General features: G+C 69.4%; 18 protein-coding genes. 3 read left to right on the top strand and 15 right to left on the bottom strand.

Going from position 1 to position 18,469, the window contains the following annotated elements; genetic code table 11:
* Window positions 1–65: 65 nt before the first annotated feature.
* Both fumC and VMD91_02855 read left to right on the top strand, forming a co-directional pair.
* A complete protein-coding gene (fumC, locus tag VMD91_02860; protein ID HTW82993.1) occupies window positions 66–1,496 on the top strand; it encodes a class II fumarate hydratase in 1,431 nt (476 codons plus the stop codon).
* 41 nt (window positions 1,497–1,537) lie between these two features.
* Window positions 1,538–1,993, top strand: coding sequence for a hypothetical protein (locus VMD91_02855; protein HTW82992.1), 456 nt, complete (start codon window positions 1,538–1,540; stop codon window positions 1,991–1,993).
* Here the strand turns inward: VMD91_02855 and VMD91_02850 are convergent.
* The 13 genes from VMD91_02850 to VMD91_02790 form a co-directional block, all read right to left on the bottom strand.
* Window positions 1,962–3,149 (bottom strand): FAD-dependent monooxygenase, encoded by a 1,188-nt coding sequence (locus VMD91_02850; protein ID HTW82991.1) that lies wholly within the window; start codon window positions 3,147–3,149, stop codon window positions 1,962–1,964. The two genes, VMD91_02855 and VMD91_02850, sit on opposite strands and share 32 nt — an antisense overlap.
* The gene (locus tag VMD91_02845; GenBank protein HTW82990.1) at window positions 3,146–3,589 is read right to left on the bottom strand and encodes a MarR family transcriptional regulator; all 444 of its coding nucleotides are present in this window, start codon (window positions 3,587–3,589) and stop codon (window positions 3,146–3,148) included. Before VMD91_02845 ends, VMD91_02850 begins: the two co-directional genes overlap by 4 nt.
* A 117-nt stretch (window positions 3,590–3,706) precedes the next feature.
* Complete coding sequence (locus VMD91_02840; GenBank protein HTW82989.1) at window positions 3,707–4,162, bottom strand: GNAT family N-acetyltransferase; 456 nt, start codon at window positions 4,160–4,162, stop codon at window positions 3,707–3,709.
* The gene (locus VMD91_02835; GenBank protein ID HTW82988.1) at window positions 4,159–5,592 is read right to left on the bottom strand and encodes an NADH-quinone oxidoreductase subunit N; all 1,434 of its coding nucleotides are present in this window, start codon (window positions 5,590–5,592) and stop codon (window positions 4,159–4,161) included. The genes VMD91_02840 and VMD91_02835 overlap by 4 nt, the downstream gene beginning before the upstream one ends.
* On the bottom strand, window positions 5,582–7,027 hold the full coding sequence (locus tag VMD91_02830; GenBank protein HTW82987.1) for an NADH-quinone oxidoreductase subunit M: 1,446 nt from the start codon (window positions 7,025–7,027) through the stop codon (window positions 5,582–5,584). The genes VMD91_02835 and VMD91_02830 overlap by 11 nt, the downstream gene beginning before the upstream one ends.
* Complete coding sequence (gene nuoL / locus VMD91_02825) at window positions 7,024–8,979, bottom strand: NADH-quinone oxidoreductase subunit L (GenBank protein HTW82986.1); 1,956 nt, start codon at window positions 8,977–8,979, stop codon at window positions 7,024–7,026. Before nuoL ends, VMD91_02830 begins: the two co-directional genes overlap by 4 nt.
* Window positions 8,980–8,988: 9 nt before the next feature.
* Window positions 8,989–9,294 carry an NADH-quinone oxidoreductase subunit NuoK gene (gene nuoK, locus VMD91_02820; protein ID HTW82985.1) on the bottom strand — a complete coding sequence of 102 codons (306 nt, stop codon included), beginning with the start codon at window positions 9,292–9,294 and terminating at the stop codon, window positions 8,989–8,991.
* Entirely contained in the window at window positions 9,291–9,881 is a 591-nt protein-coding gene (locus VMD91_02815) for an NADH-quinone oxidoreductase subunit J (GenBank protein HTW82984.1), read from the bottom strand. The genes nuoK and VMD91_02815 overlap by 4 nt, the downstream gene beginning before the upstream one ends.
* Window positions 9,878–10,474 carry an NADH-quinone oxidoreductase subunit NuoI gene (gene nuoI / locus VMD91_02810; protein ID HTW82983.1) on the bottom strand — a complete coding sequence of 199 codons (597 nt, stop codon included), beginning with the start codon at window positions 10,472–10,474 and terminating at the stop codon, window positions 9,878–9,880. The genes VMD91_02815 and nuoI overlap by 4 nt, the downstream gene beginning before the upstream one ends.
* The gene (nuoH, locus tag VMD91_02805; GenBank protein ID HTW82982.1) at window positions 10,467–11,471 is read right to left on the bottom strand and encodes an NADH-quinone oxidoreductase subunit NuoH; all 1,005 of its coding nucleotides are present in this window, start codon (window positions 11,469–11,471) and stop codon (window positions 10,467–10,469) included. The genes nuoI and nuoH overlap by 8 nt, the downstream gene beginning before the upstream one ends.
* On the bottom strand, window positions 11,468–13,708 hold the full coding sequence (locus tag VMD91_02800; protein ID HTW82981.1) for a molybdopterin-dependent oxidoreductase: 2,241 nt from the start codon (window positions 13,706–13,708) through the stop codon (window positions 11,468–11,470). The genes nuoH and VMD91_02800 overlap by 4 nt, the downstream gene beginning before the upstream one ends.
* The gene (gene nuoF, locus VMD91_02795; GenBank protein HTW82980.1) at window positions 13,708–14,979 is read right to left on the bottom strand and encodes an NADH-quinone oxidoreductase subunit NuoF; all 1,272 of its coding nucleotides are present in this window, start codon (window positions 14,977–14,979) and stop codon (window positions 13,708–13,710) included. Before nuoF ends, VMD91_02800 begins: the two co-directional genes overlap by 1 nt.
* Before the next feature lie 2 nt (window positions 14,980–14,981).
* Window positions 14,982–15,803 (bottom strand): NAD(P)H-dependent oxidoreductase subunit E, encoded by an 822-nt coding sequence (locus VMD91_02790; GenBank protein ID HTW82979.1) that lies wholly within the window; start codon window positions 15,801–15,803, stop codon window positions 14,982–14,984.
* 164 nt (window positions 15,804–15,967) lie between these two features.
* Here VMD91_02790 and VMD91_02785 point away from each other — a divergent pair, with 164 nt between their 5' ends.
* Complete coding sequence (locus VMD91_02785) at window positions 15,968–16,495, top strand: heme-binding protein (protein ID HTW82978.1); 528 nt, start codon at window positions 15,968–15,970, stop codon at window positions 16,493–16,495.
* A gap of 19 nt (window positions 16,496–16,514) precedes the next feature.
* Here the strand turns inward: VMD91_02785 and nuoD are convergent, their stop codons facing one another.
* Window positions 16,515–17,744, bottom strand: a complete 1,230-nt coding sequence (nuoD, locus tag VMD91_02780; GenBank protein HTW82977.1) for an NADH dehydrogenase (quinone) subunit D — start codon at window positions 17,742–17,744, stop codon at window positions 16,515–16,517.
* Window positions 17,741–18,469, bottom strand: a complete 729-nt coding sequence (locus VMD91_02775; GenBank protein ID HTW82976.1) for an NADH-quinone oxidoreductase subunit C — start codon at window positions 18,467–18,469, stop codon at window positions 17,741–17,743. Before VMD91_02775 ends, nuoD begins: the two co-directional genes overlap by 4 nt.

Raw genomic sequence — 18,469 nt, 5'->3', positions numbered from 1 at the left:
ATCACGGTCCTGCGACCTTTCTCGCGGAGTGCCGGCCCGCCGCGGCGCCGAAGTCTGGGGGCGCTATGGCCACTACCACGCAGACGAACGGTACGGTCGGAACGACGCGCGTCGAGAGCGACTCGATGGGCAAGATCGACGTGCCGAACGACAAGTACTACGGCGCGCAATCGGCGCGCTCGCTCATCCACTTCGACATCGGGGACGCGCAAACGCCGCGCGACGTGATGCCGCGCGAGGTCATCCGCGCGATGGGCACCCTCAAGAAGGCCGCCGCGCTGGTCAACCACGACCTCGGCAAGCTCGACGCCGAGAAGACGGACCTGATCGTGCGCGCCGCCGACGAGGTGATCTCGGGCAAGCTGGCCGAGCACTTTCCGCTGCGCGTTTGGCAGACCGGCTCCGGCACCCAAACGAACATGAACGTCAACGAGGTCATCTCGAATCGCGCGATCGAGATGGCGGGCGGCGAGATGGGCTCGAAAAAGCCGATCCACCCCAACGACCACGTCAACATGTCACAGTCGTCGAACGACACCTTCCCGACCGCGATGCACATGGCCGCGGCGCAGGCGATCATCGACATGCTGCCGGCCGTCAAGGCGCTGCGCAACGCGCTCGACGCCAAGGCCAAGCAGTGGAAGGACATCGTCAAGGTCGGCCGCACGCACCTGCAGGATGCGACGCCGCTGACGCTGGGCCAAGAGTTCTCCGGCTACGTCGCGCAGCTCGATCGCGCCATCGTCGACATCGAGTTCGCGCTCGACCGGCTCTACGATCTGGCCATCGGCGGCACCGCCGTCGGCACCGGTCTCAACGCGCACCCCGAGTTCGCGGACCGCGCCGCCAAGAAGATCTCCGAGCTGACCGGCCTGCCGTTCCGCTCGCATCCGAACAAGTTCGCCGCGCTCGCTTCGCACGACGAGTTCGTGTTCGCCTCGGGCGCGCTCAAGCAGCTCGGCGCGGCGCTGATGAAGATCGCCAACGACATCCGCTGGCTGGCCTCGGGTCCGCGCGCCGGCATCGGCGAGCTGATCCTGCCGGAGAACGAACCGGGCAGCTCGATCATGCCGGGCAAGGTCAACCCGACGCAGTCCGAAGCGATGACGATGGTCGTCGTGCAGGTGTACGGCAACGACCTGGCCATCTCGTTCGGCGCCTCGCAGGGCAACTTCGAGCTGAACGTGTTCAACCCGGTCATGATCTACAACTTCCTGCACTCGTGCCGGCTGCTCAAGGACGCGTGCACGATGTTCCGCGAGCACGCCGTCGAGGGGCTGCAGGCCAACGAAACCGCGATCGCCGGATACCTGGGGCAGTCGCTGATGACCGTGACGGCGCTGGCGCCGCACATCGGGTACGACAAGGCGGCCGAGATCGCCAAGAAGGCGCACCACGACGGCACGACCTTAAAGGAAGCTGCGCTGAGCCTGGGATACATCAGCGGCGCCGACTTCGACAAGTTCGTCGTACCGGCCAATATGACACATCCGTGAGAACGGCTGGTTCTCGAGCGGAGAACAGAGAAGGCGCTGCGATGACCTCGCAGCGCCTTCTCCTCTTCTGCCTGCTGGCCGGCCTGACGGCCGCTCCCGCGCTGGCGCAGACGGCGACGCCCGACGCATCGCCCGCGACCGCGCCCGGTCCGGTCGCGACGATCGACCCGGCGCAGACGGCCCGCGCGCGCGCCGAGTTCGACGCCTGGCGCACCGGCACGATCGACCGCTCGCACTACGACGCGCAGCTCAACGCGAAGATCAGCGATGCGGATATCTCCGACATGGGCGGACACCTGCGCACCGTCGGCACCATCGCCTCGTTCACGCAGCTGCAGCGCGGCACGCAGAACGGTTCGAACTACTTCGTCTACAAGATCGTCGGCAGCGTACCGCCGCCGATCGCGATGGTGATCTCGTTCGATACCGCCGGCAAAGTCGACGGCATCTCGTTCCAGCCGCTCGTCACGCAACCGTCGCCGACGCCGGCGCCGTAGCGCCGTAGAGCCAGTCGAGCTCGTTGTAGTCCCGCGGTGAGCGATCGACCAGGTGCGCGTCGCGCGCCGGTTGATCGTCCGGATGGACGTGCCAGAACGCGCCCCACGCGCGCGCCGTCGTCTGTACGCGCGCCGTGCGCGCGACCCGCACCTGCTCGTAGGCGTGCAGTGCGCCCTCGACGGTGCGGTTGTCGCTGAGCGCATCCGCCAGCGCGACGGCGTCCTCGAGCGCCTGGCACGCACCCTGCGCGAGGTATTGCAGCATCGGATGCGCCGCGTCGCCGAGCAGCGTCACCCGGCCGCGGCTCCAGTGGTCGATCGGGAGCCGGTCGTACATCGGCCAGCGGCGGTTGCGGCGGATCTTCGTCAACGCCGCGCGCACCGGCGCCGTGGTGCCGCCGAAGGCCCGCTCCAACTCCTCGGCGGTCCCCCAGTCGTCGGTTCCGGGCCGGTAGCGATGGCTGCGAAAGACGGCGACTTGGTTGTAGAGCTCCCCGCGGCGGACCGGATACTGCACCAGATGCTTGTCGGGCCCCGTCCAGAACACGACGTTGTCGAGCCCGGCGTGGGTCGACATCTCGCCGATCGGAATCGCGCCGCGGTAGGCGACGTATTCGGAACAGATCGGCGCGCCGTCGTCGACGACGAACGAACGCACCGTCGACCACAGCCCGTCGGCGCCGACCAGCAGCTCGCCGCGCGCGGTCGTGCCGTCCGCGCAGCGCACCCGGACCAGCTCGTCGTCGGCGTCGACTTCGACCAGCTCCTTGCCGGTCTCCAAGGTGATGCGCTCGTGCGCGCGTGCGGCGCTGAGCAGCTCGGCCAGCAGATCCGTGCGGTGCATGACGACGTACGGGTAGCCGTAGCGCTCGACGAACGGCTGGCCGAGGTCGAGCTCGCACAGGCGCGTCCCCGCCAGCGCGTCCATCCAGACCAGGTGTTGCGGGAAGACCGCGTGCCGCGCCAACGCGTCGAGGATGCCCAACCGCTCGAGCGCGCGCGACGCGTTGGGGGCCAACTGCAAGCCGGCTCCGATCTCGCCGAACTCGGCCGCCTTCTCCAGCACCCGCACGGTGCGGCCGCGCTGCGCGACCGCCAGCGCGACGGCCAATCCGCCGATGCCGCCGCCCACCACCAGGACGGACGGCTCGCTCACGTGAGCTTGGCCTCGTCGGCGGCGTGGCCGGCGACGACGCGGCGTAACAAGCGGACCAGGCGGGTGCGGTCGGCCGCCGGCAGCGGTGCGAGGAAGTCGGCTTCGACGCGGTCGACGATCGGATCGGCGCGCTCGATCAGCCGCGTGCCGGCCGGCGTGATGCGCAAGCGCTTGGCGCGGCGATCGCGCGGGCTGGCCTCGCGCCAGATCAGCTGCTTCGCCTCGAGCCGTTCCAGGACCGAGCCCAGCGTCGACTTGTCGAACACGATCAGCCGCGAGAGGCGCGTGGCGTCGATCTCGGGGTGCGCGCGGATCGCCGTCAGCGCGGCGTACTGCATCGGCGTGAGATCGGATGTGCTCAGCGCCTCGGCGAACAATCCGCCGACGATCTGGTGGCAGCGCCGGATCAAGTGCCCCGGCAGTCCGTACAGGCGCGCCATCGACGGCTCGTCAGAACGGCCTCGCGAAGGATCGGAGTCGATCGCCGGGAGTCTGGCTGCCACCTGTTTGGCAGTATACGGATTGTTTCACCCGCACACAAGTGGGGCTGGAACGCGTTAGTCCAAGCGCCGCACGTAGTGGCGGTGCCCCGGGCCGTAGCCGCGGCGCTCGTAAAAGCGCTGCGCGGCACGGTTCTCCTCGACGACGTTGAGCGAGATGAAGCGCGAACCGCGCTCGCGCGCCCAGGCTTCGACGGCCGCCATCAGCGCGGCGCCGACGCCCGCTCCGCTGCGCGCGACCGCGATCTCCGAGACGTGCACGTACGGCTCGGCCGTGAAGAAGTCGCGCTCGGTGATCGCGTACAAGAAGCCGGCCCGCGTGCCGTCCGCTTCCTGCGCGATCAGAAACAGCTCGCCTTCGCGCGGGGCGACCAGCGCGCGCCGCATGACGCGCGCGGTCCCCACGATCACCTCGTCCGGCGTGTGCCCGTCGGCCGCGCCGTGCTCGACGAACCGCGGAACGAGCTCGACGACGAAGGTCTCGTCGTCGGGCCGCGCCGGGCGAATCGTCACTTCACGTGCGGCAGGACGTTCGACGGGGTGTACGGGAGGACGCCCAGGGCGAACGTCGCCACCGCGCAGACGGCGACCGCGATCCACGGCAGCGGGTTCGTCGAACGCTCGTCGCGCACGTGCGCCGCGTCGATGTTCGCGAACATCGCCCGCACGATCTTGAAGTAGACGTAGGCGGAGATCGCGGTGCCGATGATCAGCACGCCGGCCAGCCACGCGTAACCGGCGCCGACCGTCGCGGCCAAGATCAGGATCTTGCCGGTGAAGCCGATGGTCGGCGGCAAGCCGGCCAGACCGATCAGGAAGAACGTCATCGCCGCGGCCAGCCACGGGCGCCGCCCGGCCAGACCCGCGAAGCGGCCCAAGCCGACGACCGCGTCGCCGTCGCGCGACATCAGCGCGACGACCGCGAACGCGCCCAGGTTCATGAACGTGTAGCCGGCCAAGTACAGGAGCGCGTAGCGCAGCCCCAGCACGGTCGTCCCCGCGAAGGCGGTGACGATGTAGCCGACTTGCGCGATCCCCGAGTACGCCAGCAGGCGCTTCATGTCGGTCTGCGCCAGCGCGGCGAGGTTACCGATCAGCATCGAGAGCGCGGCCAGCACCCACAGCGGCAGCAGCAGCGTCTGCGCGTCGGCTTGCGGCAGCGCCGCGTAGGCGAAGCGCGCCAGCACCGCCAGCGTGCCCGCCTTGGTGGCGACCGACATGAACGCGGTCACCGGCAGCGGCGCACCCTCGTAGACGTCGGGCGTCCACGAATGGAACGGCACCAGGCTCAGCTTGAACGCGACGCCGACCAGGAACAAGCCGGCGCCGAGCGCGAGCAGCGGCGAGGGCGTCGCGGCCGCCAGGCCGGCGAACGAGACGGTTCCGCTCGCGCCGAACAGCAGCGCCGAGCCGTACAGCAAGAAACCCGACGCCATCGAGGAGAGCAAGAGGTACTTGAGGGCCGACTCGCGCGCCGTCGCGCGCGCCGAGATCGCGCACAGGCAGTACAGCGCGAGCGAGAGCAGCTCGAGACCCAAGAAGACGGTCAACAAGCTCGCCGCGCCGGCCATCAGCATCGCGCCGCTGGCGCTCCACAGCAGCAGCGCCGTGGTGCCGGCGACCTGATCGGTGCGCCCGATGCCCAGCGAGAGCAACAGCGTGCCGATCGTCGCGATGACGACGATCTCGCTGAAGACGATCGAGAAGCCGCCCTGCACGAACGCGCCGTCGAACGCGACCACGTCGTGCGGGTACTGCGCGGCCAGCAGCCAGCCCGCGCCGAGCAGCGCGAGGATCGCGATGGCGACGGAGACGGCGCGGCGGCCGGCACCCTCCCCGCGCAGGAACAGGTCGACGATCAGGATCAGCAGCGGCGCGCAGGCGACGACGATCGTCGGCAGCAGCGCGGTGTAGTCGCCGGCACTCGGCAGATTAACGAGCACGGGACGCCTCCACGGCCGGCGCCAGGCCGACCTGCGCGCCGGCGGCCGCCGGCGTCACCGTCAGCGCGCTCGGATTGACGCCCAGCCACACGAACGCGGCGACCAGCGGTGCGAGCGCCAGTCCTTCGCGCCAGCTCAGATCGCGCCGCACCGGCAGGTCGGGAATCTCGGGTCCGTTCATGATCCCTTGGTAGAGGCGCAGCATGTACGCCGAAGCGAGGATGATCGGCAGCAGCGCGACGATCGCCGGCCACACCAGGCCGCTCTTGAAGACGCCGGTCAGGATCAGGATCTCGCCGGCGAAACCGGCCAGGCCCGGCAAGCCCAGCGCGGCGAGGGCCGCCAGCACCAGCGCGCCGGCCAAGCGCGGATTGCGCGCGCCCAGGCCGCCCAGGCGGGTGACGTCGCGCGTCTCCTCGCGCTGCTCGACGGCGCCCAGCGTGATGAACAGCGCGGCGCTGAACAGGCCGTGCGCGACGATGTAGACCAGCGCGCCGGTAGAGGCCAGCGGCGAGCCGCTGAACACGGCGATCAGGATCAGTCCGAGGTGCGAGAGCGAGCTGTACGCGACGACGCGCTTCGCGTCGTTCGCCGCCAGCGCGGCCAGCGCGCCGTACAACAGCGAGGCCAACCCGAGCGCGATCATCAGCCCGCGCGCGTCGACCATCTGCGCCTGCAGCAGCGGCACCCCGATCACCAAGAACCCGTAGAGCCCGGCTTTCGATTGCACCGCCGAGACGACGGCGGCCATCACCGGCGGCAGCTCGGCGTACGTCTCCGGCATCCAGGTGTGGAACGGGAAGACCGGCGTCTTGATGAGGAACGCCAACGCGAACCCGGCGAAGATCCACGCGCCCCAGGTCGCACCGATGACCGGCGCCGGCGCGTGACCGATGACATCGGTGCTGCCGGCGACGACGCCGTAGGCGGCCGTCGCGAGCAGCAGCGCCAAGCCGCCGGCCAAGTTGTAGACGAGATACTTCCACGCGGCCCGCGCGTGCGACGCGTGATCGATCAGCACCAGGAAGACCGGCAACAGCATCAGGTCCCAGAACAGCGCGAACAGCAGCAGGTCCTTGGTGAGGAAGACGCCGTTCATCGCACCTTGCAGCACCAGCAGCTGCGCCGCCAAGGCGCGTGCGCGCGGGCTGGCCGGGATCGCCAGCGCCGCGCTGAAGGTCACCACCGCCAGCAGGGCCACGATCCAGACCGAGACGGGGCCGAAGCCGAGGTGGAACGCCGCGCTGAACGGGCGCGCCAACCAGTGCACCGAGACGTCGGGGACGCCGCCGGCGTAGCCGGCCAGCGCGGCGAAGAACGCGAGCGCGGCGACCAGGGCCGGGATCGCGCGCAGCGCACCCGTCGCCGTGCGCGGCAGCGCGTAGAGCGCGAAGCCGACGACGATCGGCACCAAGACCAGGGCGGTCAAGATCATCGGGCGACTCCGCTCAGCGTGTAGTAGGCGACGAAGCACACGACGCCGAGCGCGATCGTCAGCGCGTACACGCGCACCAGACCCGTCTCGAAGCTGCGGAACAGGTGGCCGAGCCACTGCGCCGAGATCGCCGCCTCGCGCACGCCGGCGTCGATGACGCGCGGGTCGACGAAGCGCACGAACCAGCTGCCCAGCGCGCGCGCCGGCCGCACCAGCAGCCAATCGTACGCGGCGTCGAAATAGTAGGCGTTGACGAGCAGCGCCGGGGCGTGGATCGCTTCGTTGCGCAAGCGCGGGACCGCGTTCGCGAGCGCCTCCCCGCGCCAGTAGCGCTGCGCGGCGACGGCGAAGCCGGCGATCACGACCAGCAGCACCAGCAGCGTCGAGACGGTCTCGCCGAACGGCGCGCTGGTGACCGGCCCGTTCGTCGTCCCGAAGAAGTCGCCGAAGAAGCGCGCCCAGGGGCTGCTCTCACCGCCCAGCCCGAGCCAGCCGATGAGGATCGAGAACGGGATCAGGATCGCGACCGGCAGCGACATCAGCCAGGCCGGCGCGTGGCCGTGGCCGGCCGGCTCGTGCTCCTCGGCGTGGCCGACGGCCGGCGCGGTGCCGGCCAGCTCCGGATGCCGAATCCCCAGATCCGACGGATCGACCTCGCCGCGATAGCTGCCCAAGAACGTCACGAACAAGAGGCGGAACATGTAGTACGCGGTGATCCCGGCGGTCAGCACGCCGATCGCGTACAGCCACGGGTGCCCCTTCTGCAGCGTCGTGTAGAGCACCAGATCCTTCGAGAAGAATCCGCTCAAGCCGGGGACGCCGCAGATGGCGAGCACGCCGACCAGCATCGCCCAGAAGGCGAACGGGAGCCGCGTGCGCAGCCCGCCCATCCGGCGCACGTCCTGCTCGTCGTGCAGCGCGTGGATGACGATGCCGGACGTGAGGAACAGCTGCGCCTTGAAGAACGCGTGGGTGAGGAAGTGCAGCACGCCACCCTCGAACGCGCCCACGCCCACGCCCATGATCATGTAGCCGATCTGCGACATGGTCGAGTAGGCCAGGATGCGTTTGATGTCCCACTGCACGCAGCCCAGGATCGCGCCGAGGATCGCGGTCAGGGCGCCGATCACGCCGACCAGCGCGCGCGCGTCGGGCGAAGCGTTCCACAGCGGGGCGAACCGCGCCACCAGGTAGACGCCGGCGGTGACCATAGTGGCGGCGTGGATCAGCGCCGAGACCGGGGTCGGGCCTTCCATCGCGTCCGGCAGCCAGGTGTGCAGCGGCACTTGCGCCGACTTGGCGGCGCAGCCGATGAACAGCCCCAGACAGACCAGGAACAGATCGGGCCCGCTGAACGCGGTGGGGAACTTGGTGAAGACGTCGGCGAAGCCGATCGCGCCGATGCGCGCGATGATGACGAAGATCGCGAACATGATGCCGACGTCGCCGACGACGTTCATGACGAACGCCTTGCGCGCGGCCGCGACCGCGGTCGGTCGTTCGAACCAGAACCCGATCAGGAAGTACGAGGCGAGGCCGACCAGCCCCCAACCGACCAGCAACCCGACCACGTTGTCGCTGAGCACCAGCGTGAGCATCGCGAACACGAAGAAGTTCATGTAGGCGAAGAAGCGCGCGAAGGCGCGGTCGCCGCTCATGTACCCGATCGAGTAGAGGTGGATCAGGAAGCCGACGCCGGTGATGATCAGCGTCCACACCAGCGAAAGCTTGTCCAGTTGCAAGCCGAAGGTCCACCCCGGCAGCCACGAGACGAGCGTGACGTGTGCGCCGCCGGCGCCGGTCGCGGCGCCCCAGCTGGCGGCGGTCGCGAGGAACGAGAGGCCGACCAGGGCGGTGCACTTCGGTCCCGTCCAGCCGCGCAGCTGCGGCCCGAAGGCCCAGGCCAGCACCGCGCCCAGCAGCGGCAGCAGCCAAATGACGAGCAGGAGCATGATCGGCGGCTAGCCCTTCAGGACCGCGACGTCGTCGACGTCCACGTGCGGCGTTTTGCGGAAGGTCACGGCCACGATGGCTAGGCCGATGGCGGCCTCGGCGGCGGCGACCGTGATCACCAGGAAAGCGAAGATGTGGCCGACGTTGTCGATCCACGCGCGCGCGTAGGCGACCAGCGCCAGGTTCGCGGCGTTGAACAGCAGCTCGATCGACATCAGCATGATCAGCGGGTTGCGCCGCACGATCACGCCGATCACGCCGATGCTGAACAGGACGGCCGAGAGGCCGACGTAGTACTCGGGTGCGACCGTCATCGCGCGGCGGACTCCTTGACGATCGCCTCGCGCTCGCCCGGACGCTTGCGGCGGCGGCGGGTGATCACGCCGGCCGGCCCCGCGTCGCCGGCGATCAGCACGACGCCGATCACGGCCACCAGCAGGATGAACGCGGTCGCCTCGAACGGCAACAGGTTGTCGTTGAAGAGCGCGACCCCGAAGTTCGCCACGCTGCCGAAGACGTCGGCGTCGCCGGTCGCGCCCGGTTGTCCAGGCGCGACGGTGACCGGCGAACGCACGATCGTGGCGACGACGCCGGCCACGATCAGCGCGCCGAAGACGATCGCCGGGACCAAGACGCCCTTGGCGCGGTCGGGCCCGATGTCGAACGGCGCGACGCCGCTCGAGAGCAGCGCGATGACGAACACGAACAAGATCAGGATCGCGCCGCTGTAGACGACGATCTGGATGACGGCCAAGAACTCGGCCTGCAGCGTGAGATAGGTGATCGCGAGCGCGACGAAGTTCACCAGCAGCCCGACGACCGAGTGCACCGGCCTGCGCGCGGTGATCGTGAAGAGGGCGCTGGCGACCATGACGATCGCGAGGATCGCGAACGCGATCATCCGGCCAGCCCTCGGCGCTGGTCGCGCAGGATGTGACCGCGGTTGGTCGCCTCGTAGCCGGTCGCGATGTCGACCGTGTCCTTGGCGCGGTACACGCCGCCCAAATCGGCGGGAATGCCGTTGGGGCGCTCGTCGGGCGGCGTGCCGACGCCGGCCTCCGGCGGCACCAGCAGCCGGTCCTTGGCGTAGACGAACGCGCCGCGGCGGTAGTCGGCCATCTCGAAGCGCGGGGTGAGCACGATGGCGTCGGTCGGGCACGCCTCTTCGCACAGCCCGCAGAAGATGCAGCGCAGCTCGTCGATCTCGTAGCGCGCCGCGTAGCGTTCGCCCGGCGAACGGCGGTCGGCCGGCGCGTTCTCGGCGCCCATGACGGTGATGGCGTTGGCCGGGCAGGCGATCGCGCACAGCTCGCAGCCGATGCAGCGTTCCTTGCCGTCGGCGTAGCGGCGCAGCTCGTGCAGGCCGTGGAAGCGCGGCGCGTGCTGCTTCTTCACCGACGGGTACTCGATCGTCGGCCGCTTCTTGAACAGGTAGCTGAACGTCGTCGAGAAGCCGCGCGCCAGGGCGCCGACGTTGAACAGATTCTTACGCATGCGAAGGCCACACGGCGACGATCGCCGCCGTCACGACGAGGTTGAGCGTCGCCACCGGCAGCAGCACTTTCCAGCCGAAATCCATCAGGCGGTCGTAGCGGAAGCGCGGCAGCGTCGAGCGCAACCAGATGTAGAAGAACAAGAACAACCCGGCTTTGATGATGAACCACAGCAGGCCCCACAAGCCGAACGAGGGGATGCCGAACGGCGCGTTCCAACCGCCCAGGAAGAGCAGCGTCGCCAGGCACGAGACGGTGATCATGTTCAGGTACTCGGCGATGAAGAACAGCCCGAACCGCAGCCCGGAGTACTCGGTGTGGAAGCCGCCCACCAGCTCGGTCTCGGCCTCGACCAGGTCGAACGGGGCGCGGTTCGTCTCGGCGACGGCGGTGATCACGTAGATGCAGAAGCCGACGATCTGCGGCACGATGAACCACAGCCGGTGCTGCGCGTCGACGATCGTGTCCAGGGCGGTCGAGCCGGCCAGGATCAGCACGCCGATCACCGACATCGTCATCGAGAGCTCGTAGGAGATCATCTGGGCGGTCGAGCGCACCGCGCCCAGCAGCGGGAACTTCGAGCCCGAGGACCAGCCGGCCAGCGAGATGCCGTAGACGCCGACCGAGGTCAGCGCGAAGATGAACAGCACGCCCGCGTTGACGTTGCCGACCGACCACGGCGTTCCGTCGCCGCCGGCCGAGAACGGGATGATGGCGAACGTCCCCATCGCGCAGATCAGCGAGATGAACGGCGCGATGCGGTAGATCAGCGGGTCGGCCGTCTCCGGCGTGAGGTCTTCCTTGAAGATCATCTTGACCGCGTCGGCGGCCGGCTGCAGCATCCCCCACGGTCCGACGCGATTGGGGCCCGGACGCATCTGCATCCAACCCATGATCTTGCGCTCGAACAGCATCGAGTACGCGAACGTCGTGATCACGACCGCCAACACGACGACCGCCTTGATCAAAACGATCAGCCAAAACGGCACGGAATTCATGCCAGCACCGCCGGCTTCAGGAGGCGGACCGACGGGTTGACCCCGAGCGTGTTGAGCGGGGCGGCGGGGAGGCCGTCGAGCAGCGCGACCGCGTCGCGCGGGACGCTCGGGTCGACCACGACGGTCAGATCGGCCAGCGACGCGTCGCTGCCGGAACTCACCGTGACGCTCTCGCCGTCGGCGAGAGCCCAGGCACGCGCCGTCTCCGGGTGGATGCGCACCCGCGGCCGCAGCCGCAGCGCACCCAAGCGCGGATCGTTGGCCAGCGTACCGCCGCCGGTGAAGCTGGCGCTCTCGGCGATGACGCGCAGCCGGCCGTTCTCGGCCGGGCGCGCGGCGCCGGCGTCGCCGGGTTGCGCGGCCGCGGGCGATTGCGACGGCGCGCGGCGCACCAGATCGCGCACCGTCTCGTCGAGCCGGTCGGGCGCGGAGAGCGGGACGTTCAGGCGCGCGGCCAGCTCGACGACGACGTCGCCGTCGGCGAGCACGCCGGCCGGCGCGCGAACCGCGCCGGCGACCGGCAGCACGTCGCCGGCCAGATCGGTCGTCGTGCCGGACTTCTCGAACGCGCTGCACACCGGCAGCACCAGGTTCGCGCGCTGCGCGGTCTCGGTCATGAACAGCTCGGTGACGACGACGAACGGCGCCGCGTCCAACGCCGCTTCGGCCAGCGCGCGGTCGGGGAAGCGCAGCATCGGGTCCGCTCCGAGGAACGCCAACAGCGCCAGCTTGCCGTCGCGCGCCGCTTCGAGCATCCCGCGCGTGTCGAGGCCGCCGCTGCCCGGGCGCAAGCCGAGCGCATCGGCGCCGCGCCCGTTCGGCGTCTCGGGAAGGACGAGGAAGTGCGTCGTCGCGCCGGGGAGCGCGCGCAGGACCGCGGTCAGCGGCCCATCGGCCTCGCGTCGCACGCCGTCGGAGATCACGACGACCGTTCCCGGCGCATCTCCCAGCGCGGCCCGCAGCTCATCGGCCGTCGTCGCGCGCGTCTCGGGGACGAAGCTGTTCGCCGGATAGTCGCCGGCCGAGATCAGCCGCGCGCCGTTGCGCGCGACGGCCTTGCGCACGCGCAGGTCGAGCACCGGCGCGAGCTGTGAAGGCGGCCGGCCGATGGTGACGATCGTCTGCGCTCGCTCGACGTCGACGTGGGTGACGCTCTGCGCCGACCGCACGACCGACTGCGCGCCGACGCGGGCGTCGAGGTTCTGCGTCCCCAAGCCGCGGAACAGCTCCGCCGCCAGCAGGATCTCTTCGTTGAGCAGCCGGCCGCCGCCGATCACGCCGATGCTCGCGCCGGCCTTCTTCAACTCGCCCGCCAAGAGGTCGAGCGCGTCGGCCCAGTCGAGCTGGGCGAAGCTCCCGTCGGGCTGGCGCAGCAGCGGCGTGGTGATCCGGCGCTCGTCGTCGACGAAGCCGATGTTGTAGCGCCCGCGGTCGCACAGCCAACTGTCCGAAATGGCGTCGTCCTCGGGGACGCTCATCGTGCGCAGCAACGTGTTGTTGCGCTCGTCGACGTACATCTGGCAGCCGACGCTGCACTGCGCGCAGGTCGTCGTCGTGCGGTGGTTGTCCCACGGCCGCGAGCGGAAGCGGTACGTCTTCGAGGTCAGCGCGCCGACCGGGCACAGCTCGGTGACGTTGCCGGTGAAGTCGGAGACGTACGGCTTGCCGGTCGCCGTCGCGATGATCGTGTGCGCGCCCCGGTCGTCGGTGCGCAGCGAGCTCTCCTGCGTGATGATCTGGTCGAAGCGCACGCAGCGCTGGCAGACGATGCAGCGCTCTTCGTCGAGCACGATCGTCGGGCCGAGATCGACCGCCTTGGGCTTGGGCAGCTTCGACTCGACCATTCGCGAGGCGCCTTGGCCGTAAGCCATCGAGTAGTCTTGCAGATCGCACTCGCCGCCCTTGTCGCAGATCGGGCAGTCCAGCGGGTGGTTCAACAGGAAGAACTCGAGGATCGCACGCCGGCCGTCGTCGACCTTGGGGTTGGTCGTGTGCACGACCATGCCGTCGGTGACCGGCGTGTTGCACGCGATCTGCAGCTTGGGCATCCCTTCGATCTCGACCAAGCAGATGCGGCACAGCCCAGCCGGGCCGAGCTTCTCGTGGTAGCAGTAGACCGGGATGTCGCGGTGGATCGTCTTGGCGGCCTCGACCAGCAGCGTCCCCTTGGGGACCTGCACGGCGACGCCGTCGATGGTGACGGTGACCAGGTCGGTCGGCACGGCGGTCGCGGACACTATACGGCGACTCTCTCTTCGGGCGAGCGCACGTAGGCGCGGAACTGGTGCTCGTAGCGTTTGATGACCGAGGCCAGGAACGGTTCGATCGAGTCGCCCAGCGCGCACAGATTGAGGCCGGTCAGCTGGTGCGCGGCGCTGACGATCACGTCGACGTCCGACTCGACGCCGCCGCCGGCCAGCAGCCGTTCCAGCGTGCGCTGGATCCAGTTCCCGCCTTCGCGGCACGGCGTGCACTGCCCGCACGACTCGTGCGCGTAGAAGCGGATCAGCGAGTACGCGGCGATCACGAAGTCGGTGGTGTCGTCGAAGACGACCATCGCGCCCGACCCGAGCATCGAGCCGGCTTTGGCCATCGTGTCGAAGTCGTACGCCAGGTCGAGGTGCTCTTCGAACAGGCACGCCGACGAACCGCCGCCGGGCTGCACGCCCATGAACGTGCGGCCGGGGCGCAAGCCGCCCGCGCACTCCCAGATCAGCTGGCGCAGCGTCGTGCCGAGCGGCACCTCGTAGTTGCCGGGCTTGACGACGTGACCGGAGATCGAGACGACCTTGTAGCCCGGCGAACGCTCCGGTCCGACCTTGGCGAACCACTCGGCGCCGTTCTTCATGATGTACGGCAGGTAGGCCAGCGTCTCGACGTTGTTGACGACGGTCGGCTCGCCGTAGAGTCCCTTGACCGCCGGGAACGGCGGCTTGAGGCGCGGCTCGCCGCGCCGTCCTTCGAGCGAGTTGAGCAGCCCCGTCTCCTCGCCGCAGATGTACGCGCCGGCGCCGCGGTGGATGGTGAACTCGAGCCGTTTGCCGCTGCCGCAGACGTTCTCGCCGATGAAGCCGGCCGCGCGCGCCTGCGCGACGGCGTCGCGCATGATCTGGTAGCCGCGCTTGAACTCGCCGCGGATGTAGATGTAGGCGTGCTCGCAGCCGATCGCGTACGCGCCGATCAGGATCCCCTCGATGATCTGGTGCGGGGTCTCCTCGAGCAGCATGTGGTCCTTGAACGTGCCGGGCTCCGCCTCGTCGCAGTTGCAGACCATGTAGCGCGGCCGCCCGTTGTTCGGCAAGAACGACCACTTGCGGCCGGTCGGGAAGCCCGCGCCGCCGCGGCCACGCAAGTTCGATCCGCTGCACAGATCGGCGACGGCCTTCGGTTCCATCGCCATCGCCCGCGTCAACTGCTCGTAACCACCCTGCTGACGATACACGTCGATGTCGCGCAGGTTGAGCTGCCCAATCCCCTTGGTGAGAACAGCAGTAACGAGGTCGCTCATGGCTAGTGGTGTCCGTCCTCGGCGAGTTCGGGGCGCAGCGTCGTTTCGTGGACGAGGCGTTCCTTCGACCGCTCTTCGTACTGCGGCTTGCCGACGATCAGGTCGAACATCGTGATGCCGCTGGGGTCGCCGATGCCGCCGGCGTTGTTGGGATCGCTCACGCCGCGCGCGCCGGGCGCCTTGAGCCCGGTGTCCTGCGCGACTTTCCAGGTGCGCCCGGGCTTGACGGTCTGCGCCAGCGGCTGGATCGCGTGCGTTCCCGCGCGCAGGTCGGCCAGCAGCTGGTCGACCTTCTCCTTCGTCAGGTCGTAGACGAACTCGAGGTTGACCTGCGCGCACGGCGCGCGGTCGCAGGCCGCCAGACACTCGACTTCCTCGTACGAGAAGACGCCGTCGTCGGTCGTCTCCAAGTGCGCCACGCCGATCTTCGCGCGGCAATGGTCGAGAATCTCTTGCGCGCCGTTGAGCAGGCACGAGAGGTTGCGGCAGACCTGCACCATGTACTTGCCGACCGGGCGCCGGAAGAACAGCGTGTAGAACGAGAGCGTCGACTCGACGGTGGCCAGCGTCTCCTCGAGCGTGTGCGCGATGACGGCCACCGCGTTGGCGGAGACGTAGCCCTCGTGCTCCTGGAACAAGTGGGCCATCGGCAGCAGCGCCGAGCGCTTCTGCTCGTACTGGGCGAGGGTCGCGTCGATCTCCGGCCGCAAGCGCGCGTACAGCTCGTCGAACGGATGACCGGGACGCAGCAGGTGCGGCGACCAGTCGGCGACGGCGTCTGAACCCGGATGCACGCCGATGGCGGCGTCTGCCTGCGTACTCACCGACCCTGTCCTTCGAGATGCGATACGTGTGCTGCGGCGCGCGACATTGACTTGACGGCCTTCGTATGAAAAAGCCGCGGGGCCTTCGGACGATGCGTCAAAGCGGGGCGCCGCCGGAAGGCGAAGCAAGCGAGCTGTGCGAAGCGGCGCCGCGGAGGGTTGCCATGCGCCTGTTCACGATCTCCGCGCTGGCCGGCGCCGCGTTGCTGCTGGCCCACCCCGTCGCCGCGCAAGTGCCGACGCCCGCGCCGGCCGGCGGCACGCCCGACCGCATGCCGTTCGCGATCCCCTACGGTCCGTCGATCACCGCCGCGCGCGCGGCGCGCGTCGTCGACGCGGTGCTCGCCGAAGCGGCGAAGCATCCGTCCTGGGCGTTCGCGATCAGCGTCGTCGACCCGCACGGCGAGCTGGTCTACTTCTACCGGATGGACGACGTCCAGTACGCCTCGATCGCGATCTCGCAAGGCAAAGCGCGCACCGCCGCGCGCTTCCGGCGCGAGAGCCGCGTCTTCTACAACGCCGAGGAGAGCGGGCACCCGTACGTGTCCACGCTCGATCCGGGTCTGGTCGCCTCGCCCGGCGGCTTCCCGCTGGTCGAGAACGGACACATCATCGGCGCCGTCGGCTGCAGCGGCGGCACGGGCGATCAGGACGCGACGGTCTGCAAGGCCGGCGCCGAGAGCATACGGTGACACGTGGCGCGGCGATCGGTTAGCGATCGACCTCGCCGAAGACCGGATCGAGCGAACCGATCATGACGACCATGTCGGCGATCAGCTCGCCCAGCGCGATCTTCTTGAGGACCTGCAGGTTGTACATCGACGGCGGCCGCGTGCGCACGCGCCACGGCCGGTTGTCGCCGTTCGAGACGACGTAGTAGCCGAGCTCGCCGCGCGGGCCCTCGACGGCCTGGTAGACGTCGCCGGCCGGCACGCGGAACGATTCGGAGACGAGCTTGAAATGATGGATCAGCGCCTCCATCGAGAGCGCGATCGTCTCTTTCGGCGGCGGCGCGAACTTGGTGTCGGTCATCTGCCAGTTGCCGGGCGTGTCGAGCTCCTTGCGCACCTGGCGGATGATCCGCATCGCTTCGTCCATCTCGTCCAGCCGGACCAGGAAGCGCGCGTAGGCGTCGCCTTCGGTGCGGGTCGGGACGTCGAACTCGTAGCGGTCGTAACCGCTGTACGGGAACGCCTTGCGCACGTCGTACGCGATCCCGGCCGCGCGCAGGATCGGCCCGGTCATCCCCCACGCGACGGCGTCCTCGGCCTCGAGGATGCCGACGTCGATCATGCGGTCTTGCAGGATCGGGTTCTTCTGCAGCAGGCCGCGCAGGTCGCGCATGCGCGGCTCGTACATCGCGATGACGCCGTCGAGCTTGTCGAGGAATCCCTTGGGCAGGTCTTGCGCGAGGCCGCCCACGCGCAGGTAGTTGGGGTGCATGCGCGCGCCGCCCGAGGCCTCGAACAGATCCAGGATGCGCTCGCGCAGGTCGAAGGCGTAGAAGAAACCGGTCAGCGCGCCCAGGTCGATGCCGCCGGTGCCCAGCCACACGCAGTGCGAGGCGATGCGCGAGAGCTCGGAGAGCAGCACGCGGATCTGCTGCGCGCGCTCGGGGATCTGTCCGTCGATGCCCAGCAGCTTCTCGACCGCCAGGTAGTAGCAGAGGGCGTTGGTCAGCGGCGAGAGGTAGTCCATCCGCTCGATGACGGTGGACGCCTGCGACCAGAACAGGTTCTCGGCGCTCTTCTCGATGCCGGTGTGCAGGTAGCCGATCTCGGGCGAGGCCTTGGTGACGATCTCGCCTTCGATCTCGGTGATGACTTGCAGCACGCCGTGCGTCGAGGGGTGCTGCGGGCCCATCGAGAGGACCATGCGTCCATCGGTGCTCTCGACGACGTCGACGGCGTAGCCGGCGGTTGACGGCGCGATCGTGCTCACGCGTTGTCCTTCGTGTTCAGGTTGACGGGGCGTTCGGCCAATTCTTTCGCGCTGGCGTCGCCGGCGGTCACGCTGGCGCCGGGGTGCACGCCGGTCTGGGCCGTTCGACCCGCTTCGGCGGCCGTCTTCACTTCGCGGCTGCGCGCTTCGAGCAGCTGCTTCTGCAGGGCGGCGGCGGCGCGGCCGGAAGCGGGCGTGCCGGCGGCGACGTTCGACTTGAGCGCGAACGAAGGCCGCGGCGTGCGTTCGCTGGCCGGGCCGCGCAGCGGGTAGTCCTTGCGCAGCGGGTAGCCTTCCCAGTCGTCGGGCATCTGGATGCGGCGCATGTCGGGGTGATCTTGGAAGCGGATCCCGAACAAGTCGAAGACTTCGCGCTCGGCCCAGTCGGCGGCCGGCCACAGCGCGACCGCGGTCGGGACTTCCTGATCCACGTCCACGCCGCACAGCACGCGTACGCGCGCCGGCGCGCCGACGTCGCCGATGCTGGACTCGCGCGTCGGCAGCGCGAGCAGATGGTAGACGACGTCGAAGCGCGGCTCACGCTCGAGGTAGTCGACGCCGCCGATGTCGGTCAGCTGGGAGAAGCCTTGCGCCTTGAGCTCCCGCAGCGTCGCGATCAGCGCGTCGGGCGTGACGCGCAGGATGCGCGCGTCGGCGATGGTCGGCCGGACCGCGGTCGGATCGACGGCCGTCGAGCCGGGCGGTGGGGTCTGCGAGCTGGGCAT

This window comes from Candidatus Sulfotelmatobacter sp., from assembly GCA_035504415.1.
In the GTDB taxonomy this organism is placed as follows: Bacteria; Vulcanimicrobiota; Vulcanimicrobiia; order Vulcanimicrobiales; family Vulcanimicrobiaceae; genus Vulcanimicrobium.
The sequence above is the reverse complement of the archived record's forward strand: the minus strand, read 5'-3'. Positions and strand labels throughout refer to the sequence as shown.